The organism is Morganella sp. EGD-HP17 (assembly GCF_000512315.2).
GTDB classification, from domain to species: domain Bacteria; phylum Pseudomonadota; class Gammaproteobacteria; order Enterobacterales; family Enterobacteriaceae; genus Morganella; species Morganella morganii.
Map to the genome: position 1 here is coordinate 72,510 of NZ_AZRH01000010.1, position 26,736 is coordinate 99,245.

Consider the following 26,736-nt stretch of genomic DNA (forward strand, 5'->3'; position numbering starts at 1 on the left):
ATTAAAACTCAAACTGATAAAGCAGATCGATCGCCTGGTTAACACCAGACACCGCTTCCAGATATAACCTGGGCATTAACCTATAGCGTAACGTTAAGGTCGCTAAGGAGTCAAATATACCGACACCATATTTTACCTGCAGGTCGTTGGTTATCTTACCGCTGACCACAACCTGCGACTTATCGCCCACACCCTGGGTATCCAGCGCCAGATCCGAAATACCGAATGTTTCACCAATTTTTCCGACTAACTGCCCGCTTTGTGCCACCCCGAGGCTGATAAGCATGGATGTCATCTGCGAACTGTCTGCGTCACCGGAATCCAGCCCCTCACCGCGCAGCAAATAAGAGAGGGCATTTTCCTGGGACATCGCCGGGTCAGAAAATATTTCCACTTTCGGTCTGTCGGCAAGCCCGGTCACCCGGACACCCGCGATCACGCCGTTGGCGGTGTTATCCGGGTTACGGATAGCTTCCAGATTAAGGAACGGCTGATCAGCCGGACCGGAGAACAGAATCTGTCCTTTGCGCACCAGCAGATCCTGCCCGTAAGCATGGAAACGCCCGCGCGGAATATCCACCTGGCCGTTGAGCCCCAGTCCCTGTTTATCCTGGGCGACTTTCAGATCCCCGGTCAGTTTTGCTTTCAGACCAAAGGCATCGAGCAGCACATCATCACCGATATGGATCCGCAGATTACTCAGGATCGGAATACTGATCTGTTTCTCACGGATTGGCTGTAAGTTGTCATCCAGCATCACTTCGTCGGATGTAGCGCTGACGGCAGACTCCGGTACTTCATGCACGGTGATCCGCGCCCACGGAATATTGACCGTACCGTCCAGCTTCAGCATCGACGGTGTCGCCTCAAAGACCAGATCCGGGCTGACATCAATCCGGATCATCGGCGGCAGGGAAACGCGCAGTTTGTCACCCTGTGCGAAGATCCGCGCACTCCAGGCATCCATTCTGCGCCAGTCCGCGTTACCGCTGAGGTTAAGATACCCTTCCGGCGTTTTGATGTTTCCGCTGAGATCAGAACGGGCGCCATCAAAGTTCACGGTCAGTCCGCCGGTTGTGATATCAAACGGCAGCAGACGGCCGCTGACGGCGAGATCTGATAATCCCAGCTGGCCAAACAGCAGCGGTGATGCAGCATTACCGCCCAGACGCAGCCCCGCATTCAGCCGCCCGGTGGCTTTATCCCCTTTGCCGAGCAATGGTTTCAGCAGATCCAGCGAGATATTATCGATCCCGACATTCCCGCTCAGCTGGCGGCGTTTCTCCAGATCAGAAATCTGGACATTACCGTTAATTTTCCCGTTACCGGCGATAGCAATCAGCCACTGAAGATTGAGTTTGCCGTTCTTCATGGCGGCGGTCATGGTCAGGGTATCAAATGCAACCGGCAGATTCGTGCCGTCGAGGTTCTGCACCACCTTCACACCGTTGCCTTTCAGGGAGGCATCCACCACCGGCAGTGAACCGTCCGCAAACCAGCGGACATTGGCATTACCGCTGAATACGCCGTCCAGCCGGGTATCCGGGCCAAGGAATGGTTTAATCATCGCCAGATCAAAACGTTCAAGGGCAACAGATGCATTACCGGAAGCCCCGGCGGTGATCGGTTTCGGCACACAGATACGGGCATCCGGATTTACCCAGCAATGGGTGCCGATGGTCACTTCCTGTTTTTCATTCAGATAGGTCAGCGCCATTGCTTTACTGAGTGACCACTCACCCACCGGTGTGTCAAAGCGGGTGTTATTCAGCGTACCTTTCCAGGTTTCGGTTTTACGGTCAAATCCGCCGTTCAGCATCAGTTGTGCCGAGACCGGCTCGCCTTTCATGGTCAGTTTCAGCTGGTGCTGTGCTTCGGTACCTTTGGCATTCAGGGTCAGGTTGCTGATCACCAGATCGGCCTGCTTCAGCTGATTCACCGTCACATCCAGCTGGCCTTTGATCTGCTCTGCGGAGGTGATATCCCCTTTGATTTTCGCATCCGCCACCGACAGATCGTTCTGCCATTTCAGGCTGTGAACAGCCAGGTCGGCGAGGATCTGTGGTTTTTCCATATTGCCACGGACATTGAGCTTCCCTTTGACCGTTCCCGCCAGCCCCGGAACCAGGCCGCCGAGCGCCGGTGCATTGATATCCGCATCCAGCTTCCAGGCATCTGCCAGCTCGCCCCGCACATCCAGTTTATTGTTACCCAGTGCCAGTTTCAGATCCGGGATTGTCCACTGACCGCCTGCGTTACCTTTCACATTACCGCGCGCTTTCAGCGGATAGGTTTTCACTTTGCCGTCAAGGGTGATATCCGGGATTTCAAGCTCCCAGTTACCACCGTACAGGCTGCCCCGGGTACTGATTTTGCCGTCCACTTTGGCCGGCCACTCCGGATAGGCTTTTGCGGTATTCAGCCCGGAGAGCGTCAGAACCGCCTGCCAGCTGATGGCTTTCTGCCAGTCCGCCACCCCGGTCACTTCCGCAAAGCCCTGTAACGCATTCAGGCGCAGCCGGGTAAGATTCAGCTGTTCAGTATTCCCTTTCGCATCCAGCGTCAGCAGCGCAGGCGGGATGTCCTTTCCTTTGATATCCGAACGCAGGGAGAGGTCGTAACCGCTCACTTTCCCGTTAAGGCGCAGTTTCACGCCATCAAGCTGATAATCCGCCTCACCGGTCAGCGGCCAGCTGACTTTCTGACTCTCCAGGGTCAGCAGCAGCGGCAGATCGGCCTGTGTCAGGTTGGTCTGTGCATCCAGCGTGGCATTGACCGGCCCTTTCAGTGCCAGCGCCAGTTTCAGCTCATCGAGCAGCCCGCCGTTCAGGGTGAGATCGAGATCCTGCCCGCTGAATTCCTCAAAATCACGGACATGGCCTTTCACCGACAACGCCACCGGCCATTTTTCACTGAGCGCCACTTCCCCGCTGACCGCGATATTGCCCTGTGGCGCATCCGCAGACAGATCACTGAGGGTCAGCACCTGCCCTTTGTTAAACAGTGCCAGGTGCAGGGAATTGAGGGTTACCGGCGCATCACCGCTCACCTGCCAGTTCTCACCGGAAATACCTTCCACTGAGATATTCAGCGGCAGAATAACCTCCGGCAGTTCCGCCAGCATCGGCTGAGCAAAAATCTCACTGATAGTTTCACCTAACGGCTTTTCCGGTGCATCCGCTGCCGGCGCCGGTTCTTCTGCCGCAGCCGGGTCACTTTTCGGCAGCACAACAGAAAGGGCATTAATTACCGTTGGTTTCAGGGTCAACTGGTCGCCCTGCCAGGTCATGGCGGTGCGGAAGGTATCCAGATTTACCGCCATATCATCCACGGTGACCTGTGTGTTGGTCACAGAGAGAGAATCCAGGAAAATGGTCAGCGGCGCATTCAGCTCTGTCAGCGGCTCTGACGGCGGAGTTTCTTCTGACGGCGGCAGTTTTGCCGTATCGACAGCAACGCGCGTGCCGTCCGTGCTGAGGTTTTCAACACAGAGTGTCATGTCTTTCAGACAGCTCAGGCGCAGCGCCAGGTTGACCTTATCCACGCTGACATCAATACCCGGCATGGTGTATTTCACCTGCTTCAGGGTCAGATTACGCAGATCACCCTCAACCTGACCGATAGCCAGGCCGGAGACCACACGCGGTGCAAGATTCAGCGCAAAATGCAGGCCGGACTGTGTCCCCAGGATCCAGCCGAGTGTGCCGCCAGTCAGCAGAATGAGAACCAGCAGAATGATTGCCGGCCATTTCAGATACTTCAGCCATTTCATCAGAGTTCTGCCCCCAAGCCGATGTAAAACTGGATATTTTTCGTTTCGTTATCACCTACCGGCGCGGCAAGGTCAAATTTGATCGGCCCGACCGGTGATGCCCAGCGTACCCCGACACCGGCACCGGTTTTGAAATTACTCCGTTTGATATCATTCACCACTTCACCGCTGTCCACAAATACCGCGCCCCACCAGTCACCGGTCACGTTGTACTGGTATTCCAGCGAGCCGACCACCAGCCGCGAGCCCCCTGTCAGTTTGCCGTCAGCATCTTCCGGTGAGATTTTGTTGTAACGGTAACCCCGGATACTGCCGTCGCCACCGGCGAAGAAACGCAGATCAGGCGGGACTTTGTCGAAGTTATTGGTTTCAATCCAGCCGAGGTTGCCGCGCATCACAAAGCGGTGACCATCCCACGGCGTTCTCACCCAGACGTTACGGGCGCGGAAAATGGAAAAATCCACATCCGAGCCCCACATTTCATTGGAAACATCCACTGAGTAGCGCTGACTGTCCCCCCAGGATGGCATCATCCCGCCCCGCGAACGGACACGGCTGACATTCACCCCCGGATAGAGCAGCATGGTGGTGTTGGTGATATCCGCCTGGGTAAAGTGGCTGAGACTCCAGCGCATATTGATACCGTACTGCCAGCCGGTGGATAAATCCCAGTTACGGGAAACACTGACTGTCGCAGTATCGGCTTTGGTATCATTCAGATCGGTACGCTTATACCCGCCGGAGACGGCGTAATACTGCTCAATCGGGTTGACCTTCAGCGGGATGCGGTAAGAGGTATCAATAATCTGTTCCGGCGCGGACAGGCTGATACTGGAGGTCAGGCTGTGGCCGCTGGAATTCACCCACGGCTTATTCCATTTCGCCTGAACACGCGGCCCCACATCGGTGGCAAAGCCGCCGCCCAGCTCGACAAAGTTTTGCGCGCGCGGAGTGAATGAGGCATCCATGGTCAGATAATCACTGTTATCCGCCCGGGCCTTTGCAATATCCGGGGTGACGATCGCGGACTGGAACCAGCCGGTTTCCGCCAGCAGACGGTTAAATTCTGCCAGTTGATCAGAGGTGTAGTAATCGCCTTCTTTAAACGGCACCAAACCTTCCAGGTATTCATCGCTGATTTGCGAGCCCTGGTAATTCACTTTCCCGAAACGGTATCGTTTGCCACTGTTGAACACAAAATCCCAGTAGGCCGCATGACGGGAAAGCGCAATGCCGAGCTGGCTTTTTTCCATTTCGGCATCAAAATAGCCGCGTTTTAAGGCAAGCCCTGATAATCCGCTTTTAAAACTTTCGTACTCGCCGTGATTGACGACAGTCCCGGTTTCAGGTGTATTTTTGGTAATGAATTTTTTGAATGCGGGATCAGTTTTTGCCGCGCCTTCGATATCCACGGTAACCCCGGCAATTTTAACCGGTTCCCCCGGGACGACACGGGCATACAACACCGGCCGTGCAGGCGGTGCATTGTCCTGATAATCAAAGGTGATCACCGGCTCATAATACCCCAGCGGACGAAGCCCTTCTTTGATGGCTTTTTCCACCCGGGCACGAAAACGGCCGTCAGCCACGACCTCATCGGTCGTGATAGTGGAAAGCTGGACTCTTGCATTTTTTTCAAGTTGCCCGCTGAGCCCTTCCACTTTTAAGCGAAGATTTGCACTATATGCCAGAGGGGATGTGAGAGACACAGCGACAACACAAACAAGAGGGTACCGGATCACATCAACTCCTGAATTTCTGCGATTTGACTGAGATATACCTTTATTCATTCAGAATACAGCCAACGAACCGGTAATGTGAATGAATAAGGGTATAAATGAAAATAATTTGAAGTTTACTATAGATACATAAGATAAATAACCTGAAATCTGCTGATAATGCACCGATTATTCTTAAAACAGGAGCCACCGCAAATGACACAAAACACCACTCAATACCCGCAGGACACTGTTGTATCTCCTGTTTCCGCCGCTGATGCACTGCCGGACAGCGCTGTGGCACTGACCATCAGCCCGCGCCATACCGTAACCGGCCATGATGTGAACCATGTGCCTGACGGCTTTGATACCGCGTATTTCGCTATGGGCTGCTTCTGGGGCGTGGAGCGCCTGTTCTGGCAGCAGCCGGGCGTGTACAGCACCACCGCCGGTTACACCGGTGGTACGACAAAGAACCCGTCCTATGAAGGCGTCTGCACCGGCAACACCGGTCATGCTGAAGCCGTCCGCATTGTGTATGACCCGTCCGTTATCAGCTATGCCGATCTGCTGCGTCTGTTCTGGGAAAACCACGACCCGGCACAGGGCATGAAACAGGGCGGCGATATCGGCTCACAGTACCGTTCTGCTATCTATACCCAGTCTGACAGCCAGCGCGTGCAGGCACTTGCTTCCCGTGAGCAGTATCAGCAGGCGATGAATGACAATAACGACAGCCGCAGTATCACCACGGCCATCCGCCCGCTCGGCCCGTTTTATGTGGCGGAGGATTACCACCAGCAATACCTGGATAAGAACCCGGAAGGCTACTGCGGGCTCGGCGGGATCGGTGTTTGTCTTCCGCCTTCGCTGAGAAACTAGCCGCTTTTCCCGTTCCGGTGCTATACTGCACATCCGCGCACAGACAAATTGGATGTTCTGTGCGCCTTTCTTTTTTAATATCCGATACTTATGCTCTATATATCTAAAATAACCGGTCGCCACGCATAATCAACAACAGCGCGCCCAGAGGCAATCGTGCCGGCCATTCGGAACTTATATGTTAAATAGTTTATTAATCGTCCTGTTACTCTGCGCGATCAGCGCATTCTTTTCGTTATCTGAAATATCACTGGCCGCCTCGCGGCGTATCAAACTCAAAGTCATGATTGACGAAGGCAATACCAATGCCGCCCATGTGCTCCGTTTGCAGGAAGCACCGGGGATGTTCTTCACCGTGGTGCAAATCGGCCTGAACGCCGTGGCGATCCTCGCCGGTATTGTCGGTGAATCGGCCTTTTCACCGGCGCTGCGCACCCTGTTCGGCAATTTTATGGCCGATGCCGCCGCACAGCAGCTCGGCTCAGTATTGTCATTTATTATCGTGACCTCCATGTTTATCCTGCTGGCGGATCTGACCCCGAAACGTCTCGGGATGATCAAACCGGAAGCGGTCGCCATCCGGATTGTCCAGCCGATGCGTTTTTGCCTGACAGTACTGCGCCCGCTGGCCTGGCTGTTTAACGGATTATCCAACCTGTTCTTTAAATTATTCAAAATCCCGCTGGCGCGAAATGAAGATATCACTTCTGATGATATTTACGCGGTGGTGGAAGCAGGTGCGGTCGCCGGTGTGCTGCGCAAGCAGGAGCACGAACTGATCGAAAACGTGTTTGAGCTGGAATCCCGTACTGTGCCGTCTGCTATGACCTCCCGTGAGAGCGTGGTCTATTTCGACAAGCAGGAAAACGAAGAGAGCATCAAAGAGAAGATCTCCACACAGCCGCACTCAAAATTCCTGGTGTGCGACGGCGGTCTGGATCATGTGCTCGGTTATGTCGATTCCAAAGATCTGCTCAACCGCGTGCTGAACGGCCAGAGCCTGAATCTGCATGAAGGTGTGCAAATCCGCCCGGCACTGATGATCCCGGATACCCTGAGCCTGTCAGACACCCTGGAGAGCTTTAAAAATGCCGGGGAAGACTTCGCAATCATTCTGAATGAATACGCCATGGTGATGGGTGTTATCACTATCAATGACGTGATGATTACCCTGATGGGAGATCTGGTCGGTCAGGGGCAGGAAGAGCAGATTGTCGCCCGTGATGAAAATTCCTGGCTGATTGAAGGCGGTACACCGATTGAGGATGTGCAGCGGGTGCTGGATATTGATGAGTTCCCGGATGACAGCAACTACGAAACCATCGCCGGGTTCCTGATGTATAAGCTGCGCCGTATTCCGAAACGGACCGATTCCGTGAAATTCTCAGGCTTTAAGTTTGAAGTGGTGGATATCGACAACTACAAGATTGACCAGCTGCTGGTTACACGGATCCCGGATGCACCGGTTGTCCCGCGTCCGTCAGCGGCGGAAAGCGGCAAAGAGGGTCAGTCTGACGTGGCACACAACGAACAGCACCAGAAACCGTAAAACTAACCCTTCTTCATCAGACAGGTATTGTGATTACGCCAGCTGCGCCTGCAGCAACGATACCTGCTGATTAATTTCACTCATTGCACTCAGGTGGCGTTTGTCTCTGATTTTCGGCGGTAAAATCTTGCCGTAATCAAATTCAAACGCGCCCATCCCCTGTATATACAGGCGGCCACGGAATAAAGTTTTCACGTAGCGGGCGATCTGAGCCGGGTTGTAACGGGCGAAAATTTTCATCGTACTTATGTCCTCCCCTTTACCTTTTCTTTCATGCCTAAGGTATGACTCAATTCTACCACCCGGGTTCATTAATCAAATGATTTAATCACTATTTTTACATAAAATGACACTTCACTACGATTTACTTCACAAATAAGAGTGAAAATCGATCACCGTCACACTATAATAATGAAATAATAACCTCATAATTACTATAAGTTTTATAAATAATGTGAGGCTGAAATATCGGGATCAATGTCAGCAGATACAGAATTTAACAGGCGGGGAAAAATCAGTGTAATTTGCATAACCATGCAAATTACACTGTTATCCGGGAATAAAATGGCAGTCAGAAACTGCTGACGCGGAACCCCGGGTTTATCAGCGATTCACGCGGTGTATAGTCGAGCGTTTTTCCGCTCCAGTCCGTAATATGCGCTCCGGCCGCGAGTGCAACGGCGTGTCCGGCCGCCGTATCCCAGATGTGGGTTGGGTTAAAGCGGGGATAGAGCTGCGCCTTACCTTCCGCCACCAGGCAGAATTTGAGGGATGAGCCGATAGCGCGGGTTTCATGCGGCCCCAGTTGCTCCAGATAATCCGCCAGTTCCGCATCCTGATGTGAACGGCTGATCACCACCATCGGCAGATCTGTATTCACCACTTTGACAGCCATCCGCTGCCCGCCCCGCTCACGCCAGGCGTGTTTGCCTTCTGCCAGATAGAGCACGTCCGGTACCGGGGCATACACCACGCCCATCACCGGTACGCCGTCAGAAATCAGGGCGATATTGACCGTAAATTCACCGTTGCGGCTGATAAATTCTTTGGTGCCGTCGAGCGGATCCACCAGCCAGTATTGTGTCCAGTGCTGCCGCTCAGACCACGGCTGCGGATCTTCCTCTGACAGCACCGGGATGTCCGGTGTCAGGGCTTTCAGTTCCTGCACGATGATGTGGTGTGCGGCTAAATCCGCAGCGGTTAAGGGGGAGTTATCCGCTTTGGCGGAGATGGTCAGTGTGTCGGGATGATGGTAGATATCCATGATTGCATCGCCCGCCCGCCGGGCCAGCAGACAAATTTGATTGAGCATCCTTCACCTCTTTCACAGAACGGTTAGTGAGTCGCGTAATCCTGTTCACGTCTCCGGAGACCTGAGTATAGAAATAAAAATGGCCGGTGAAAACCGGCCATTTCGCATATTCTGTTATTGCTGACAAAGAGAGATTACAGGATCTCCAGCAGCTCCACTTCGAATACCAGTGTGCTGTACGGCGGGATTGCCGCACCGGCACCGCGCTCGCCGTAAGCCAGGTTGCTCGGGATATACAGTTCCCATTTGGAGCCGACCGGCATCAGGGTCAGTGCTTCAATCCAGCCTGCGATCACGCCGTTTACCGAGAATTCTGCCGGCTGGCCGCGCTGTACAGAGCTGTCAAACACAGTACCGTCGATCAGACGGCCGGTGTAGTGAACACGGACACGGTCAGTGCGGGCCGGGATAGCGCCGTCACCCTGATTAATGACAGAGAACTGCAGGCCGCTTTCAGTGGTGGAAACGCCTTCTTTCTTCGCGTTTTCTTCCAGGAAACGCATGCCGTCTTTAACCAGCTCAGCCTGTTTTTCATTGCGGACAGCATCAGCACGCTCATGCATTTCACGCAGGGCACGATGCAGAACATCCACCGCCACAGCCGGCTGGTTATTTTCCAGTGCGTCGGTGATACCGGCCAGGATGGCTTCCGGTACTAATCCGCTCAGTCCGGATTCCTGTAATTGCTGGCCGATTTGTAAGCCGATTCCGTAGCTTGCCTGTGCTTCCATCGTGTCAAAAGTCGGTTGTGTCATGAGAGATACCTGAGTAATAAGTAAGACGAACAAGCATAACAGCAGGATGTACCCCGGTAAACCCGATAATCAGTGAAAGCTGATGCAACACGGTGATTTCCGGAAAACAGCGCAATCAATTTATAAAACAGGACTAATTCCGAATAATTTCAGTAAGTCTGCTGCTACACTGGAACAATACCGGATGATAATTATTCATGCTGAACAGCGGGAGATTATGATGAGACTACTGCCAAAGCGCCATCTTTACGCTATCGCCGCCATTGCGCTGATTATCATGCTGATCCTGTTTTTCTGGCCTGCCGCGCAGAAACCGCCGATGACCGTTCCGCCTCAGAATATCACGCTGACACCACCGGTAGATCCGTTAGGTGACCTGATAGCTGAACAGACCGGCACACCGCCGGAGGTACCATCCGATATCCCGGATTTACCGCTGCCGGATAATCTGCCGCCGGGTGCACTGAATACCGAACCGGCACCGCAACCGGCGACCACACCGCCGCCGGTGGCCGCAGAGCCTGCACCTGCTGCGGTGCCTGCACAGGCAGATGCACTGCGTTTCACCCTCAAAAAAGGCCAGACCATCGCCCAGGTCTTTCGCAGCAACGGGTTACCGGTGGATGACTTATTTCGCATGACAGCCGTTGAGGGGCCGCAGAAGCCGCTTAATCAGGTGGAGGCAGGGGATAAAATCAGTGTAACCAAAGGAAAGGGAAATACGGTCTCTGTGCTGAGGATTGATAAGGCTAACGGGCAGTCCGCCACCTTTAAGCGACAGAAAGACGGCAGTTACCGCCGCTCTTAACACCGGTTTTTACTGCAAAAAAAAACGCTGGCCTGAGCCAGCGTCTTTCAAAGATGTTTACCGTGTAATCAGAGATTACTCAGCAACAATCTTCACATTCAGTTCTGCAAACACGTCGCTGTGAACCTGGAAGTGAACTTCGTGATCACCCAGAGTACGCAGAACGCCGTTTGGCAGACGAACTTCGCTTTTCGCCACTTCAACGCCTGCTGCAGTTACAGCATCAGCGATGTCACGGGTACCGACAGAACCGAACAGTTTACCTTCGTCACCCGCTTTGGAAGACAGAGTCACAACGCCCAGGGCATTGATTTTTTCTGCGCGAGCGTGTGCTGCTGCCAGAACGTCAGCTAATTTAGCTTCCAGTTCTGCGCGGCGTGCTTCGAAGAATTCGATGTTTTTCTTGGTTGCAGGAACTGCTTTACCTTGCGGTACTAAGTAGTTACGTGCATAACCAGATTTAACATTTACCTGGTCGCCCAGGCTGCCCAGGTTTGCTACTTTATCAAGCAGAATAACTTGCATTACCTTATCCTCTTAAAGTCATTAATGGACTGTGCCGATTACTGATGACGATCAGTGTAAGGCAGTAAAGACAGGTAGCGTGCACGCTTGATAGCACGAGCGAGCTGACGCTGATATTTCGCACTGGTACCGGTGATACGGCTTGGTACGATTTTACCACTTTCAGTGATGTAGTTTTTCAGCGTAGCGATGTCTTTATAATCAATCTCTTGAACGCCTTCTGCGGTGAAACGGCAGAATTTACGACGACGGAAATAACGTGCCATATGGCTAGTCTCCAGAATCTATCAATTCAATATGTTCGGCATGAAGAACCAGTTTTGATAATCCATTTCGCCCCTGATGGGTGCTGATGAATCCCTGAACGGTTATCTGACTGCCGACCGTTATACTGCGAGTAATGGTTTGGATCGTCTGTCCGCTGGCAACCACGGGCATTCTGCACCATGCCTGCCGTGTGAGTCCGGCTTCCTGCTGTTGTGAGCGGTGCTCAAGCACAAACTGACAATGCGGAATTCCGGCCGGGCTGACTTTCCGGATGGGTTCCCTGCACACTGTGCCGGATAACACCAGACGGTTAGCGGACACCGTTATTACTCTTCAGTTTCCTCAGCTTCATCATTTTCTTCAATGTCGTCAGACATGTCGCGCGGGCGACGTTCGTCTTTCGCTTTAACCATTGGAGAAGGTTCAGTCACCGCGTGCTTAACGCGCATAACCATGCTGCGGATAACGGCATCATTGAAGCGGAAAATAGTTTCCAGCTCGTCAATCACTTCCTGCGGAGCTTCAACGTTCAGCAGAACGTAGTGCGCTTTGTGCAGTTTGTTGATTGGGTAAGCCAGTTGGCGACGACCCCAGTCTTCGAGACGGTGGATCTGACCTTCTGCGTTAGTAATAGCAGTTTTATAACGCTCGATCATTGCCGGTACTTGTTCGCTCTGGTCCGGATGAACCATGAAGACGATTTCGTAATGACGCATTAGTAGTGCTCCTTACGGATTATTAGCCTCCTGTCCGGGCAACCGCAACCCTGAGAGGCAAGGAACTTGTTTAAGTGCGGCTGAAAAATTTGACGCATAACTATACTCATACCCGCCCCAAAAGACAAGGTAATAAGTGTGTGATGCGGGATTATTTTGCGCGCTGACGCACGGCCTCAAACAGGCAGACACCTGTTGCCACCGAGACGTTCAGGGAAGAGACTGACCCGGCCATCGGAATGCTGATCAGTTCATCGCACAGGTCGCGGGTCAGACGGCGCATGCCTTCCCCTTCCGCGCCCATCACCAGCGCCACCGGGCCGGTCATTTTGCTCTGATACAGATCATGGGTGGCTTCACCGGCAGTGCCGACAACCCAGATATTTTCGTCTTTCAGCTGACGCAGTGTGCGGGCCAGGTTAGTGACACGGATAAGCGGTACGCTTTCCGCCGCACCACAGGCGACTTTTTTCGCCGTGGCATTCAGCTGCGCGGAGCGGTCTTTCGGGATGATCACCGCGTGTACACCGGCGGCATCGGCGGTACGCAGACAGGCCCCCAGGTTATGCGGGTCAGTCACGCCGTCGAGTACCAGCAGGAACGGAGTCTCATGCTCAGCCAGCAGATCAGGCAGATCCTGCTCCTGATACTGACGGCCGCCTCTGACTTTGGCGATAATCCCCTGATGGACGGCACCTTCGGTCTGGCTGTCCATCCACTGACGGCTGGCCATCTGCACACGGACACCTGCCGCTTCCAGAGCATGCACAACCGGGGTCAGGCGGCGGTCTTCACGCCCTTTTAAGATAAAGACTTCAAGAAAACGGCTGGGATCACGCGCCAGCAAAGCATCCACAGCGTGGATACCATAAATAATTTCACTCATAACGTTCCGTTTGTTGCGGGACAATAAAACACAATGAGGCGCAATGCCTCATTGTGGGAAAATTCAAATCAAAGGCGGTTACTTCTCAGCTTTTTTCTTCGCGCGTTTCGCCTTTATATTTGCCTCGATTTTTTTGGTCCGGGCTGATTTTTTACCTTTCGGGGCTTTCGGGCCGTCGTCTTTTTTCTTCTTACGGAATGCACTGTCCGGCTCGAAGTTTTTGTCACGGCGGGGATCCCCTTTCTTACCGTCCCGGCGCTTATCTCCTTTCTCCCCGGCTTTCGCCCGGGTTCTTGCGGTTTTGCCTTCATTACGGGCACGGCGGGTGGTGGAAATCAGCGCGAAATCAATGGTGCGCTCATCCATATGCACCGCTTCCACCCGGATTTCAACTTCATCACCCAGGCGGTACACATTGGAGGAGGATTCACCAATCAGACGCTGGCCGACATTATCGTAGCGGTAGTAATCGTTATCAAGTGTTGATACGTGTACCAGACCATCGATAAACAGGTCATTCAGACGGACAAAGAAACCAAACCCGGTCACACTGGTGATAAGCCCGGTAAAGACATTACCCACCTGGTCCTGCATAAAGTCGCACTTCAGCCAGTCTGCCACGTCACGGGTGGCTTCATCGGCACGGCGCTCCGTCATGGAAGTGTGCTCACCGAGCTGGAGCATACTCTGCATATCGTAATGCCACGCGCCGGTCTGCGATTTCCCTTCGCCGCGTTCTTTTGCCAGCAGGTACTTAATCGCACGGTGCAGACTCAGATCCGGATAACGGCGGATTGGTGAGGTAAAGTGGGCATACGCCGGTAACGCCAGACCGAAGTGACCGCGGTTGTCCGGATCATAAATCGCCTGTTTCATCGAACGCAGCAGCATAGTCTGTAACAACTCGTGGTCAGGACGCTCCGCCACTTCCAGCATGACACGGGCGTAATCTTTCGGCTCCGGTGTCAGGCCGCCCGGCAGGGTCAGACCCAGCTCATTAAAGACGGTGCGCAGATTGATGACGCTGTCCTCTTTCGGACGATCATGCACACGGTACAGCGCCGGTTCGTTGTTTTTCTCAACAAAGCGTGCCGCCGCAACGTTCGCCATGATCATGCACTCTTCGATCAGTTTGTGTGCATCGTTGCGCAGTACCGGTTCAATGCTCTCAATGCGTTTTTCCGCATTGAAAATAAATTTCGCTTCTTCGGATTCAAAGGCAATCGCACCGCGCTCGTCACGGGCTTCCGCCAGTGCTTTATAGAGTTTGTGCAGCTCTTCCAGGTGTTTTACCAGCGGTGCATAGTGTTCGCGCAGCTCTTCATCCCCTTCGAGGATTTTCCACACCTTGGTATAGGTCAGACGGGCGTGGGAGCTCATTACCGCTTCATAGAAACGGTAACCGGAAAGCTTACCTTTCGCCGAAATGGTCATTTCACACACCATACACAGGCGATCAACCTGCGGGTTCAGTGAACAGACACCATTCGACAGCACTTCCGGCAGCATCGGTACGACCTGTGACGGGAAGTAAACCGAGGTTCCCCGGCTGCGGGCTTCATCATCCAGTGCCGTCTGCGGACGCACATAATAACTGACGTCAGCAATCGCCACCCACAGACGCCAGCCGCCGCCGCGTTTGGCTTCGCAGTGTACCGCATCATCAAAGTCACGGGCATCTTCGCCGTCGATAGTGACCAGCGGCAGATCGCGCAAATCAACACGGCCTTTTTTGGCGGATTCCGGTACTTCCTCGCGGATATCCGCGACCTGACGTTCCACCTGAGCAGGCCAGGTGAACGGAATTTCATGTTTGCGCAGGGCAATATCCACCGCAATACTGGTGCCCATTTTCTCGCCCAGCACTTCGGTGATAACACCGAGCGCCTGCACCCGTTTGCCCGGACGGCGGGTCAGTTCCGCCACCACGATATTCCCCATCCGTGCGCCGTTAATTGACTCTTTCGGGATCAGAATATCGAAGCACAGACGGCTGTCATCCGGCACGACAAATCCCATGCCTTCTTCGGTAAAGTAACGGCCGACAATCTGGCCGGTTTTCGGCTCGGTCACACGCACAACGCGCGCTTCGCGGCGGCCTTTGCGATCAGCCCCCATGACCTGGGCCAGGATCACATCCCCGTGGATGCATAATTTCATCTGATCCTGCGGGATATAGAGATCGTCTTTTTGTCCTTCGACACGCAGGAACCCGAAGCCATCACGATGGCCGATCACGGTTCCTTTAATTAAATCAAGACGCTCCGGCAGGGCGTAGCACTGACGGCGGGTAAAGACCAGCTGCCCGTCACGCTCCATGGCGCGCAGACGGCGGCGCAGGGCTTCCTGAGCCTCTTCACCGGTGATCCCCAGTTCCTGTGCGATATCTTCGCGGCTCACCGGTTTGGTGTGGCGGCGGACAGTTTCAAGAATAAATTCACGGCTCGCGATCGGGGAATCATATTTTTCCGCTTCGCGCTCACGATAAGGGTCGTTTGATTGTTTTTCCACTGACATTGTATCCTCCGTGGTTTCTGAACGGCGTTATTCGTCCGTCAGTAACAATTTATAAAGATGCTGATTGTCCTGCACCATATCAGCGAGCGTGTGTTTATCCAGTTCCTGTAAGAACTCCCGGATGGCTTTATTCAGTACCGATTTCAGTCTGCATGCCGGAGTAATGTGACAGAATTCACCGCTGCAGTTCACCAGTGTTAACGGCTCGAGCGCGCGGACAACCTCACCGATACCTATAGTATTAGCAGGTTTTCCCAGGCGGATCCCGCCATTTTTGCCGCGAATCGCCTCGACATAACCCAAATGGCTCAATTGGTTAATTATCTTGACCATATGGTTACGCGATACGCCGTAAACGTCCGTCACTTCCGTGATACTGGTCATTTTACCATCAGGAAGTGACGCCATATAAATCAGCGCCCGCAAGCCATAATCTGTAAAACTGGTTAACTGCACATTTTACCCCGGAAATTCTGTCATCCCGCGCGGGGGATCACATGATAAGTAATGGATAATCATTATGTGTGTCTTTTGCTTATTAAGCAAAATTTGTCGTTAAAAACGCCGGATTTCCTGTCATGACATAGTCAGAAACCCCGGCGTCAGAAAACAAAAGGCCGGACAAACATGCCCGGCCCTGACTGGTATCACCTGAACGATCTTATGCGTCGAACGGGTCGCGCAGGATCATCGTTTCAGAACGATCCGGACCGGTTGAAATAATATCAACAGGAACGCCTGTCAGTTCTTCAATGCGGCGGATGTAATCCAGTGCTGCCTGAGGCAGTTCTTCGCGGCTCTTCGCCCCGAAGGTGGTTTCAGTCCAGCCCGGCATCACTTCATAGATAGGCTCGATGCCTTCCCAGTTATCCGCAGCCAGTGGTGTGGTTTCGATGATTTCACCATTCGGTAAACGGTAACCGACACACACTTTCACTTCTTTCAGACCATCCAGCACATCCAGCTTGGTCATGCAGAACCCTGACAGGGAGTTGATCTGCACAGCGCGGCGGATAGCAATGATGTCCAGCCAGCCGCAACGACGGCTGCGTCCGGTGGTCGCACCGAACTCCTGGCCTTTGGTACGCAGGTATTCACCAGTTTCATCAAACAGTTCGGTCGGGAACGGACCGGCACCCACGCGGGTGGAGTAAGCTTTGATGATACCCAGAACATAATCCACATAACGCGGACCTAAACCGGAACCGGTGGCAACACCGCCGGCAGTGGTGTTTGAGGAAGTCACATACGGATAGGTACCGTGGTCGATATCCAGCAGTGTACCCTGCGCGCCTTCAAACATCACCAGCTCACCGTTAACGGTGGCTTTGTACAGCAGATCAGAGACATCCACAACCATACCGGTCAGGATATCCGCAACTGCCATGATTTCGTCCAGGGTTTTCTGATAGTCAACCGCAGGCTCTTTGTAGTAGTTCACTAACTGGAAGTTGTGATACTCAAGGATTTCTTTCAGTTTCTGAGCGAAGGTCTCTTTATCGAAGAGATCACCCACGCGCAGACCGCGACGGGCAACTTTATCTTCGTATGCAGGCCCGATACCGCGTCCTGTTGTGCCGATAGCTTTCGCACCGCGTGCTTTCTCACGGGCATTATCCAGCGCAACATGATAAGGGAGGATCAGCGGACATGCTTCAGAAATCAGCAGACGTTCGCGCACCGGAACACCACGCTCTTCCAGTGCAGTCATTTCTTTCAGCAGTGCATCGGGTGCGAGTACAACACCGTTAGCAATGATGCTGACGACGTTTTCGCGGAGAATACCTGACGGAATTAAATGCAGGACGGTTTTCTCACCGTTGATAACCAGAGTGTGACCCGCGTTGTGGCCACCTTGATAACGAACAACATACTTAGCCCGTTCAGTCAGCAAGTCGACGATTTTGCCCTTGCCCTCGTCACCCCATTGGGTGCCCAATACGACAACGTTCTTACCCATTTCGTTTTTACCTGGTTGCTTAAAAAAGGATTCTAGCATCTCATGACCGCCCTTTCAGCACTTTTTATCCACTTTATGAAAGTCACCTGATCAATGTCCATAATAAAGCCCGCCTAAGCGGGCTTTCTTCATCAGAGTGCGACCATCAGCATGCTGACGATTTTTCAGTACCGGTTATGCGGTTACCGGACTTACTGGCCTGAAGCCGGACGCAATGATGTCGGTGCCTTCATGTAACGGAAGAAATCCGTATCCGGGCTTAACACCATAATGTCGTTGCCATCGGGTTTGAAGCTTTGCTCATAAGCACGCAGGCTTCGGATAAACGCATAGAAATCCGGATCCTGACTGAATGCATCCGCAAACAGTTTAGCGGCTTCCGCATCACCCGCACCACGCAGGGAGAGTGACTGGCGCTCCGCTTCGGCCAGGATTTCAGTACGGGTTTTATCTGCCACCGCACGAATCTTCATGGCTTCTTCCAGACCCTGTGAGCGGTGACGACGCGCCACGGCTTCACGTTCTGCACGCATACGCTGGAAGATAGCTTCGGAGACTTCCGCAGGCAGGTTAATCTGCTTGATACGGACGTCCACCACTTCGATACCTAACGCCGCCATACTGTTCGGATTCACCTGCGGCTGTGCGCCTTTGGTTTCTTCCTGAACACGCGCTGCCGCATCGGCAATAGCGTTATCAGCATCGGTTGCCTGCGGATCGTTACCGGAGCTCCCTTCGTTCAGTGCATTTTTGACTTCCGTCGTTAATGTACCGCGGGAATCCGTCACAATCTCTTTCACGCTCAGACGACCGAACTCAGAACGCAGACGGTCACTGAATTTACGTTTCAGCAGGTTTTCAGCCTGATTAATATTACCGCTGTTTGTCGCGAGATAATACAGGCTGAAATCACTAATCCGCCATTTAAGGTAAGAATCGACGATCAGGTCTTTGTTTTCGTTTGTCAGGAAACGGTCAGCCTGGATATCCAGTGTCTGGATACGGGCAGGCAACATTTTCACTGTTTCAATAAACGGCACTTTCAGATGCAGACCCGGCTCATACACAATCGGTTTGTTATCCGCATCACGCAGAACTTTGCCAAAGCGCAGCACAATACCACGCTCGGTCTGCTGAACGGTAAAGACAGACGCATACAGAACGCCTAAAACCAGAATAACAATAACGGCTAAATACTTACGCATGATTATTGTCTCCCTGTGCGTTCAGTGTTACCACGGATACCCGAACTGCTGAGATCATACGTGTTGTTGTATTCAGCGGGTACATTCGGATTCTGGCTGCTGTTTTGTGCCTGACGGCCTGCAGGTGCCTGTGTTGCCGGTGCGGATGATGGTGTGGCAGCAGCTTTCGCCGGTGCAGCCTGAGAGGCGGCTCTCTGCTCACGCATAATCTGATCCAGCGGCAGCACCATCATGCTGTTGCTTTTATCATTGGCAATCACTTTACGGGTATTGCTCAGCACACGTTCCATTGTCTCAATGTACAGACGTTCACGGGTGATATCCGGTGCCGCACGGTATTCCGGCAGCATTTTCGAGAAGCTGGCCACTTCACCGCGCGCTTTCAGCACGATACTGGCTTTATACGCCTGTGCGCTTTCGATCATACTTTGCGCATTACCTTTTGCCAGCGGCAGAACTTCGTTCGAGTAAGCTTCCGCTTCACGGATGGACTGCTGTTCGTTTTCACGCGCGGCAATCACGTCATCGAATGAAGCCTGAACTTCAGCCGGCGGACGCGCTTCCTGGAAGTTGACATCGACAATCGCTATCCCCATTTTATAAGGCTTGATTGTCTCTTCGAGGACTTTCTGGGTTTCGTTACGGACCACGGTACGGTTCGCCGTCAGGATTTTCTCCATGGTGAACTTACCGATAACCCCGCGCACCGCGCTGTCCATCGCCTGACGCAGACTGTTGTTCGGGTTAGTGACGCTGAAGAGGTAATCTTCCGGGTTCACTACCTGGAACTGCACGTTCATGTTAACGCGGACCACGTTCTCGTCAGCGGTCAGCATCATACCGTTGGTGGCCAGATCCTGGACGGTCGCCACATCGACCGCAGTAACGCGATCAATAAAGGTCGGTCTCCAGTTCAGACCCGGCTGAACCACATGACTGAATTTACCGAAACGCGTAACCACGCCGCGCTCCGTTTCTTTAATCGTATAGAAGCCGGTTGCGGCCCAGACAACAACAACGGCGGCAATAGCGAGACTGATAATACGTCCGCCCGCGAACTGTACCGGAGGACGATTGTTCCCACCGGACTGCCCGTTATTGTTTCCGCCTTTACCGCCACCCAGACCACCGAGTTTTCTGCTCATTTTCCGGAACAGATCGTCGAGATCAGATGCCCCACGGTTCCGGCCGCCTTTGTTACCGTCGGAGTTGCCGCCTTTATTGCTGCTCCCCCACGGGTCGCGGTCCTGTCCGTTATTACCGGGCTGATTCCACGCCATGCCTTCGCTCCACTCTTTTATGATCGGTTTTTCAGGGCTAAGAGCACAAAAACGCGCTCTCAATTAATATATTACGCCGCTGATAATCAGATAACGTAATCGGCTAACTGTTGTTCCTGCTTGCAGAGGCGGCGCCAGTCAACAATGGGCAGCCTGATTTCAAGGCAAATCCGGCCGTCATCATCAAGCCACTCGCGTTCAATCGCCTGAAGCTGATAAAAACGGCTGCGCAGACGACCCTCCGACGGAGGCAGACACAATTCCAGGTGTGCGATCTCACCGGAAAGGCGTTCCGTCAGTGCCCGGAACAACAACGGGATCCCTGCTCCGGTCTGTGCTGAAAGCCAGACCCTGACCGGCAGGTTATCCTCATTTCTGTCGATACGCGGTTCGAAATCGTCCAGCATATCGATTTTATTCATCACTATCAGAACCGGAATTTCATGTGCATCAATCTCTTCCAGAACTGCATTAACCGCATGAATATTTTCATCCACACGGTTATCCGCCGCATCGACCACATGAAGCAGCAGTGTCGCTTCGCGGGTTTCCTGCAGCGTGGCTTTAAATGCCGCCACCAGATCATGCGGCAGATGACGGATAAACCCGACCGTATCCGCCAGCACCACCGTGCCGACATCATCGACATCAATCCGCCGCAGGGTCGGATCGAGTGTCGCAAATAACTGATCCGCAGCATAGACTTTCGCATCAGTTATGTGATTAAACAGACTGGATTTCCCGGCGTTGGTGTAACCGACCAGAGACACCGTCGGAATATCCGCTTTACTGCGCGCCTGACGGCCTTGTCCGCGCTGGCGTTCCACTTTTTCGAGACGCCCTGAAATCTGTTTGATTTTATCCCGCAGCATCCGGCGGTCGGACTCAAGCTGAGTCTCACCCGGCCCCCGCAGACCAATCCCGCCTTTCTGACGTTCAAGGTGCGTCCAGCCGCGGACCAGACGCGTGGAAAGATGGCGTAACTGCGCCAGTTCCACCTGTAATTTACCTTCATGTGTCCGTGCCCGCTGGGCGAAGATATCGAGGATAACCCCGGTTCTGTCAACCACCCTGCACTGGCATAAACGCTCGAGGTTGCGTTCCTGCGCCGGACTTAAGGCATGGTTAAAGAGCACCACATCGGCTTCACTTTCGGTGACAGCATCGGCAATCTCTTCCGCTTTACCTTCACCCGCAAAATATTTCGGGTGCGGGGCGCTGCGGCTGCCGGTGACTATCTGAACAGGTGTCACTCCCGCGGATGTCACAAGGGATTCAAATTCACTGAGATCATCAGTGTTCTTATCCTGTGAGAAAAATATGTGGACCAGTACGGCCCGTTCACCGCCTTCATACCTGTCAAACAACGGCAGAACCTCTCAGGCTGAGTGAAAAACACGCAGGAAAAAACACAGGTAAAGTCTCCCTACCTATGTTTTTCCGCGATTGATAACTGCACACTGACTTATTCAGCGCCATCAGTATCCTGTTGCGCACCACCGTTACCGGCTGACTGGTGGTAATTGCTGCCGCCGGTCCCCGGGTTTGCGCCACCGCTGTGGTGAGAAACCGGACGGGAAGGTACGACGGTAGAGATCGCGTGTTTGTAAACCATTTGGCTGACCGTGTTTTTCAGCAGAATAACAAACTGGTCGAATGATTCGATCTGACCCTGTAATTTAATACCGTTGACCAGATAAATAGAAACCGGAACCCTTTCGCGACGTAATGCGTTCAGGAACGGATCTTGCAAAGATTGCCCCTTAGCCATTCTGTATTTTCCTTATTTTGTTGTTTTTTAAATGAAACCCAAGCTGGGTTCGAAAAATAACTACTCAAAAACTTTCGTAACCCGTTAATTGTACACAATCAACGGCGCTATGCACGAAGAACCTGCATAACGGCTTTAAGAGATTGTTCAGGCTGTTCACTGTCGAGCCACTGAACACCTTCCCAACCCCGCAACCACGTCATCTGCCGCTTGGCAAGCTGACGGGTGGCGCAAATGCCCCGATACACCATGTCATCATAACTGATTTCTCCGGCCAGATATGACCACATCTGGCGGTAGCCGACACAACGGATCGACGGCAAATCCGGATGAAGATCCCCGCGCTGATACAGCGCACGGACTTCGTCCTCAAAACCGGCTTTCAGCATCATCTGAAAACGCATTTCAATTCGCTGATGCAATATTTTACGATCTGCCGGTGCAATGGCAAACTGATAAGCATTAAAGGGCAAATTCTCCCCTGCAGTTTCCGTCAGTTCTGTCATTGTTTTGCCGGAGATATAGTATACCTCCAGTGCCCGGCTGAGCCGCTGCGGATCATTCGGGTGGATCCGCGCCCCGGCGACCGGGTCAATCCGGCTCAGTTCATCATGAAGAACCTGCCAGCCTTCCTGTGCCGCCCGCGTCTCAATCTGTGCCCGGATTTCCGGGTCAGCGGACGGCAGCGGCGATAATCCTTCCAGCAATGCTTTGAAATACATCATGGTTCCGCCGACCAGCAGCGGAATTTTTCCCTGCGCGGTTATCTCATGCATTGCCGCCAGCGCATCACGGCGGAAATCGGCGGCGGAATAGGCCACTGACGGGTCGAGAATATCAATCAGCCGGTGCGGGGCAAGTGCCAGTTCGGCAGCATCGGGTTTTGCGGTCCCGATATCCATCCCCTTATAAATCAGTGCGGAATCCACACTGATGATTTCCACCGGCAGGTGCTGACGAAGTTCAATCGCCAGCGCGGTTTTTCCTGAAGCCGTCGGCCCCATCAGAAACAGGGCTGCGGGTTTATGATGATTCTGTTCACTCATGACGTAATGCTGCAACGACCTCAGTTAAATCAATTAATTGCAATAAATCTGCCGGCGGTCTGCGCACCAGTTGCGGGCACAGCCGCTCCACATCGGCCAGCAGTTGCACTGCCTGGGCTTTGCTCTGAGCCGCCGGTTCACTGACCAGCATCTCTGCCAGCCGCGACGCAATGGCTTTCTCATCCCCCTCCGGGTTATCAGCCAGGAAACGCAGTAATTCAGGGATAAGATGCGGTAAATTTTGCTGACGAAGCGGTAACGATACCGTACGAATCGTCGCTTTTCCACGGGAAACTGAGCCTTCTATACCGAAAGTACGCAATACCCCGGCAAACTGCGTAAATGTCTCACACTCCTGTGCGTTTAATGCCATCTGAAGCGGGATCATCAGCGGCTGGGATTTCAGTCCCTGCTCTCCCGGGATCAGTTGCTGACAACGCAGATAATGTGATGCTTTGCTGAGGGAAAACAGCGCAATACCTGCATCTGTCTCAATTAACGCATAACACGGCGGATAAAGCGTAAGGATTTTACCAAAACTTACACGCTCACTTTTTTCCGTCACCGGCTCACTTGCGGCGCTGATCCGGTTTTCTGACAGAAAAGTGCTTTTTTCCGGAAACAGCTGCGGCCGGGTTTCTGCCGGTGTCTGCATCAGTGACTGATATATTCCGGCTTCTTTCGGGCTGTAAACGGGTTTATCCGCAGAATATGCCGGTTTTCCGCTGCTGTGGCCGCTGTGAGACGCGCCGCCCCCGGTGGTTTCCCGGTGCGGCGGCGGTGTGAGTGCTTCCTCACGCTCAAAGATATTTTTACCGGCTGCCGCACGGTTTTCCGGCACATGCTGTGTCTGCGGTGCAGACGGATCCGGTTCAAACAGAGAGACCGGCTGCTCATGCTGTTTCAGCACACTGAGCACCGCCTGATAAATAAAGTCATGCACCAGCCGCGCCTGATGAAAACGCACTTCGTGCTTGGCCGGATGAACATTCACATCCACCTGACGCGGGTCAATAGTCAGGTAAAGGACATAGGCAGGCTGCTGATCGCCGCTCAGCCGGTCTTCATAAGCCTGGCGGATAGCGTGGTTGATCAGGCGGTCGCGCATCATCCGCCCATTAACATAGCAATACTGTAAATCCGCCGGGCCGTTGTATTCTGCCGGTGAAGCCACCCAGCCGCGGATCTCCAGCTCTTCGTGAGACCAGGTTACCGCCAGCGCCTGCTGCATAAACGCAGTACCGCAGATAGCCCCGAGCCGGCGCTCCTGCTGATCTTCCGCTTTAACCGGGCGGTACTGGCGCATCAGTTTGCCGTTGTGAGTGAGATTAATGGCCACATCGAAACGGGACAGCGCGATACGCCGTACCACTTCATCAATGTGGCCGAACTCAGTTTTTTCAGTGCGCAGGAATTTGCGCCGCGCGGGTGTATTGAAAAAGAGATCCAGAACTTCCACGGTACTGCCCGCCGGATGTGCCGCCGGTTTCAGCGTCACCGCCATTTCGCGCCCTTCGGCATATGCCTGCCAGGCTTCGTTCTGGTCGCGGGTGCGGGAGGTAAAGGTCAGGCGTGATACGGAGCTGATACTGGCGAGCGCTTCACCCCGGAACCCCATGCTCATGATGGCTTCGAGATCATCGAGTGTGGCGATTTTACTGGTGGCGTGACGGGCCAGCGCCAGCGCCAGCTCGTCTTTGGCAATACCGCAGCCGTTGTCACGGATGCGGATAAGCTTTTCGCCGCCGCGCTCAATATCAATATCGATACGGGTGGCACCGGCGTCCAGGCTGTTTTCCACCAGTTCTTTCACCACCGATGCCGGGCGCTCAACCACTTCGCCTGCGGCTATCTGGTTTGCCAGCTGCGGCGGTAAAATCCGGATCGCCATAATTGCCCCCGTTCTCCTGTTATTTGGACGGCGCTGCCTGTAACGGGTTCGCGGTAAAGTATGCGCGTAACCCGCCGTGGATCGCGGCAGCGACCTGCTCCTGGTAAGTGTCAGATCCTAACAGCTGTTCTTCAGTGCTGTTACTGATAAAGCCGGTTTCCACCAGAATGGACGGAATATCCGGTGAACGCAGCACCCCGAGGCTCGCGTGCTCCGGCGTGCCTTTGTGGACTTTGCCTATCTGGCGCAGCTGACGGATCACGTCCTGCGCCACGGCATAACCGACACGCTGGGAGTTACCGAACTGCAAATCCAGTACCGCCTGGCTGAGATACGGATCCGCACCGTTTGCCAGTGCATCACCGGCACCGCCGAGCAATTCGGATTGTTTCTCGCTCTGTTCCAGCCAGTTACCTAATTCGTTGTTTGCCCGCCGGTTGGAGAGCACCCAGACTGACGAACCGGTCGCGGTACGGTTTGGTGCGGAATCTGCGTGGATGGACACCAGCATGTTGGAGCCGAATTTACGCGCCACTTCGGAGCGCCCGGCCACCGAGATAAAATAATCGCCGTCACGGGTCAGTACCGGTTTGAACATCGGGTCATCTTTCAGACGCTTTTCCAGCTTGCGGGCGATACTGATAGTGACGTTTTTCTCTTTCAGGCCGTTCTGGCCGATAGCGCCCGGATCTTTCCCGCCGTGTCCGGCATCAATTGCCACCACAACCTGACGGCTGTTTTTCGGCAGTTTACCTGTCGGTACCACCGGGATTTTTGCCTGTGCCGGTGCAGCGGCCGGAGTGACAGCTGCCGGAGCCGATGATGCCGGAGCAGCACTGCCGCTGTTCATGCGCAGCGGTTTGCCGCTTGTGGTGGTGACCGGTTGTGCGGCAGCCACCGGAGCTGCGCTATAACTGTTTTTGCCGGTCAGCGTGATGGTCAGGCCGTTGTTATCCGCAGCATCGCGGAAACTGTTTTTGTCCGCCAGTTCCAGCACGATACGCTGATGCTGAGCATCCGGCGCCCGGCTCTCTCTGACCACTTTAATCAGCCCGTTATTCAGATTGATCGGCAGACCGGTAATTTTCTGCGGCTGACGGATGTCGATCACCAGACGCTCCGGGTCATGCAGCGGAAACAGTTTATATTGCGGTTTGCCATCAAAACTGAGCTGTAATGTGCCCTGCGAACCGTTGTTGTTCACATTGATGCCCGTCAGGGACGCGGCGTGCCCGGCTGCACTTAACAGCAGGCTCACGCAGAAAAACAGCGCCGTCAGCCATGAAACGGCAGCCACATCAGATTTCCGTGTCAGATATGCATTCATTATCGGTAATTCCTCACATCTCCGCTAACTTATCCAGGAGTTCTTCACCATAAGGGGAACGGGCGGTAAAACGGGCTTCCCGTCCTTCACCATCATACCGTAAGTGCAATTCCAAATCTGCATCCGGCAGGAAACCGGCCCCTTTTTGCGGCCATTCGACCAGACACACGGTGTTTTCCCCGAAGTAATCGCGGATCCCCATAAATTCCAGTTCTTCCGGATCCGCCAGGCGGTACAGGTCAAAGTGATAGACCGGGCGTGGTGAGAGCTCATAGGGCTCGACCAGGGTGTAAGTCGGGCTTTTCACATGGCCGGGATGCCCCAGCGCCTGAAGAAAGCCGCGGCTGAAGGTGGTTTTTCCGGCCCCCAGATCGCCGAAAAGATGCAGGACAAATCCGCGCTGACTCTGCTGTGCCAGTGCACGGCCGAGCGCGACAGTGGCAGCTTCATCTGCCAGCGTAAACAGACGTTCTTTCATTCTCGTTGTCGTCACAGGTTATTTTATTGAAATAATTGAGCGTGTAATCCGTTAAACATACCACATTCCGG

General features: G+C 53.6%; 24 protein-coding genes. 3 read left to right on the top strand and 21 right to left on the bottom strand.

The features are described from left to right. Position 1: 1 nt before the first annotated feature. Positions 2 to 3,772, bottom strand: a complete 3,771-nt coding sequence (locus X965_RS11915; protein WP_036418204.1) for a translocation/assembly module TamB domain-containing protein — start codon at positions 3,770 to 3,772, stop codon at positions 2 to 4. Continuing rightward, entirely contained in the window at positions 3,772 to 5,514 is a 1,743-nt protein-coding gene (locus tag X965_RS11920) for an autotransporter assembly complex family protein (protein ID WP_036418207.1), read from the bottom strand. Before X965_RS11920 ends, X965_RS11915 begins: the two co-directional genes overlap by 1 nt. A 192-nt stretch (positions 5,515 to 5,706) precedes the next feature. Between X965_RS11920 and msrA the strand changes: the two genes are divergently transcribed. Together msrA and X965_RS11930 are read left to right on the top strand one after the other, a co-directional pair. Next, positions 5,707 to 6,372 (top strand): peptide-methionine (S)-S-oxide reductase MsrA, encoded by a 666-nt coding sequence (gene msrA, locus X965_RS11925; RefSeq protein ID WP_004241375.1) that lies wholly within the window; start codon positions 5,707 to 5,709, stop codon positions 6,370 to 6,372. A gap of 178 nt (positions 6,373 to 6,550) precedes the next feature. Next, positions 6,551 to 7,921: a hemolysin family protein gene (locus X965_RS11930; RefSeq protein ID WP_004234510.1), complete on the top strand. Its 1,371-nt coding sequence runs from the start codon at positions 6,551 to 6,553 to the stop codon at positions 7,919 to 7,921. Between the two features lie 33 nt (positions 7,922 to 7,954). Here the strand turns inward: X965_RS11930 and X965_RS11935 are convergent, their stop codons facing one another. The 3 genes from X965_RS11935 to X965_RS11945 form a co-directional block, all read right to left on the bottom strand. Beyond that, positions 7,955 to 8,161, bottom strand: a complete 207-nt coding sequence (locus tag X965_RS11935) for a DUF1107 domain-containing protein (protein ID WP_004234508.1) — start codon at positions 8,159 to 8,161, stop codon at positions 7,955 to 7,957. Positions 8,162 to 8,492: 331 nt separating this feature from the next. After that, positions 8,493 to 9,233 (bottom strand): 3'(2'),5'-bisphosphate nucleotidase CysQ, encoded by a 741-nt coding sequence (gene cysQ, locus X965_RS11940; RefSeq protein ID WP_036418209.1) that lies wholly within the window; start codon positions 9,231 to 9,233, stop codon positions 8,493 to 8,495. 134 nt (positions 9,234 to 9,367) lie between these two features. Then, positions 9,368 to 9,988, bottom strand: a complete 621-nt coding sequence (locus X965_RS11945) for a peptidylprolyl isomerase (RefSeq protein ID WP_036418210.1) — start codon at positions 9,986 to 9,988, stop codon at positions 9,368 to 9,370. 220 nt (positions 9,989 to 10,208) lie between these two features. On the opposite strand from X965_RS11945, the gene X965_RS11950 reads away from it, so the two are divergent. Beyond that, positions 10,209 to 10,796: a LysM-like peptidoglycan-binding domain-containing protein gene (locus tag X965_RS11950; RefSeq protein WP_253280775.1), complete on the top strand. Its 588-nt coding sequence runs from the start codon at positions 10,209 to 10,211 to the stop codon at positions 10,794 to 10,796. Between the two features lie 75 nt (positions 10,797 to 10,871). Here X965_RS11950 and rplI read toward each other — a convergent pair whose 3' ends face one another. From rplI to tsaE, 16 genes are all read right to left on the bottom strand, one after another. Further along, positions 10,872 to 11,321, bottom strand: coding sequence for a 50S ribosomal protein L9 (gene rplI, locus X965_RS11955; protein WP_004234503.1), 450 nt, complete (start codon positions 11,319 to 11,321; stop codon positions 10,872 to 10,874). Between the two features lie 38 nt (positions 11,322 to 11,359). Continuing rightward, entirely contained in the window at positions 11,360 to 11,587 is a 228-nt protein-coding gene (rpsR, locus tag X965_RS11960) for a 30S ribosomal protein S18 (RefSeq protein ID WP_004234502.1), read from the bottom strand. A gap of 4 nt (positions 11,588 to 11,591) precedes the next feature. Beyond that, a complete protein-coding gene (priB, locus tag X965_RS19000; RefSeq protein WP_045139169.1) occupies positions 11,592 to 11,909 on the bottom strand; it encodes a primosomal replication protein N in 318 nt (105 codons plus the stop codon). Between the two features lie 5 nt (positions 11,910 to 11,914). Then, positions 11,915 to 12,304 carry a 30S ribosomal protein S6 gene (gene rpsF / locus X965_RS11965; protein WP_004241366.1) on the bottom strand — a complete coding sequence of 130 codons (390 nt, stop codon included), beginning with the start codon at positions 12,302 to 12,304 and terminating at the stop codon, positions 11,915 to 11,917. A 151-nt stretch (positions 12,305 to 12,455) separates the two neighbouring features. Continuing rightward, positions 12,456 to 13,190, bottom strand: coding sequence for a 23S rRNA (guanosine(2251)-2'-O)-methyltransferase RlmB (gene rlmB / locus X965_RS11970; RefSeq protein WP_004234494.1), 735 nt, complete (start codon positions 13,188 to 13,190; stop codon positions 12,456 to 12,458). A gap of 78 nt (positions 13,191 to 13,268) precedes the next feature. Next, entirely contained in the window at positions 13,269 to 15,707 is a 2,439-nt protein-coding gene (rnr, locus tag X965_RS11975; protein WP_004234492.1) for a ribonuclease R, read from the bottom strand. 27 nt (positions 15,708 to 15,734) lie between these two features. Then, positions 15,735 to 16,163 (bottom strand): nitric oxide-sensing transcriptional repressor NsrR, encoded by a 429-nt coding sequence (gene nsrR / locus X965_RS11980; RefSeq protein ID WP_004241364.1) that lies wholly within the window; start codon positions 16,161 to 16,163, stop codon positions 15,735 to 15,737. Positions 16,164 to 16,368: 205 nt separating this feature from the next. Continuing rightward, on the bottom strand, positions 16,369 to 17,667 hold the full coding sequence (locus X965_RS11985) for an adenylosuccinate synthase (protein WP_004241362.1): 1,299 nt from the start codon (positions 17,665 to 17,667) through the stop codon (positions 16,369 to 16,371). A gap of 191 nt (positions 17,668 to 17,858) precedes the next feature. Then, complete coding sequence (hflC, locus tag X965_RS11990; RefSeq protein WP_004234484.1) at positions 17,859 to 18,872, bottom strand: protease modulator HflC; 1,014 nt, start codon at positions 18,870 to 18,872, stop codon at positions 17,859 to 17,861. A 2-nt stretch (positions 18,873 to 18,874) separates the two neighbouring features. After that, positions 18,875 to 20,152, bottom strand: a complete 1,278-nt coding sequence (gene hflK / locus X965_RS11995; protein ID WP_004234483.1) for an FtsH protease activity modulator HflK — start codon at positions 20,150 to 20,152, stop codon at positions 18,875 to 18,877. Between the two features lie 86 nt (positions 20,153 to 20,238). Beyond that, positions 20,239 to 21,519, bottom strand: coding sequence for a ribosome rescue GTPase HflX (gene hflX / locus X965_RS12000; protein ID WP_004234480.1), 1,281 nt, complete (start codon positions 21,517 to 21,519; stop codon positions 20,239 to 20,241). A 98-nt stretch (positions 21,520 to 21,617) separates the two neighbouring features. Then, positions 21,618 to 21,923: an RNA chaperone Hfq gene (gene hfq / locus X965_RS12005; RefSeq protein WP_004241361.1), complete on the bottom strand. Its 306-nt coding sequence runs from the start codon at positions 21,921 to 21,923 to the stop codon at positions 21,618 to 21,620. Positions 21,924 to 22,030: 107 nt separating this feature from the next. Further along, on the bottom strand, positions 22,031 to 22,969 hold the full coding sequence (miaA, locus tag X965_RS12010) for a tRNA (adenosine(37)-N6)-dimethylallyltransferase MiaA (RefSeq protein WP_004234478.1): 939 nt from the start codon (positions 22,967 to 22,969) through the stop codon (positions 22,031 to 22,033). Further along, positions 22,962 to 24,860: a DNA mismatch repair endonuclease MutL gene (mutL, locus tag X965_RS12015; protein ID WP_036418211.1), complete on the bottom strand. Its 1,899-nt coding sequence runs from the start codon at positions 24,858 to 24,860 to the stop codon at positions 22,962 to 22,964. The genes miaA and mutL overlap by 8 nt, the downstream gene beginning before the upstream one ends. 19 nt (positions 24,861 to 24,879) lie before the next feature. Continuing rightward, positions 24,880 to 26,187, bottom strand: coding sequence for an N-acetylmuramoyl-L-alanine amidase (locus X965_RS12020; RefSeq protein ID WP_081119696.1), 1,308 nt, complete (start codon positions 26,185 to 26,187; stop codon positions 24,880 to 24,882). Positions 26,188 to 26,200: 13 nt separating this feature from the next. Further along, positions 26,201 to 26,665 carry a tRNA (adenosine(37)-N6)-threonylcarbamoyltransferase complex ATPase subunit type 1 TsaE gene (tsaE, locus tag X965_RS12025; protein WP_004234473.1) on the bottom strand — a complete coding sequence of 155 codons (465 nt, stop codon included), beginning with the start codon at positions 26,663 to 26,665 and terminating at the stop codon, positions 26,201 to 26,203. Positions 26,666 to 26,736: the final 71 nt, after the last annotated feature.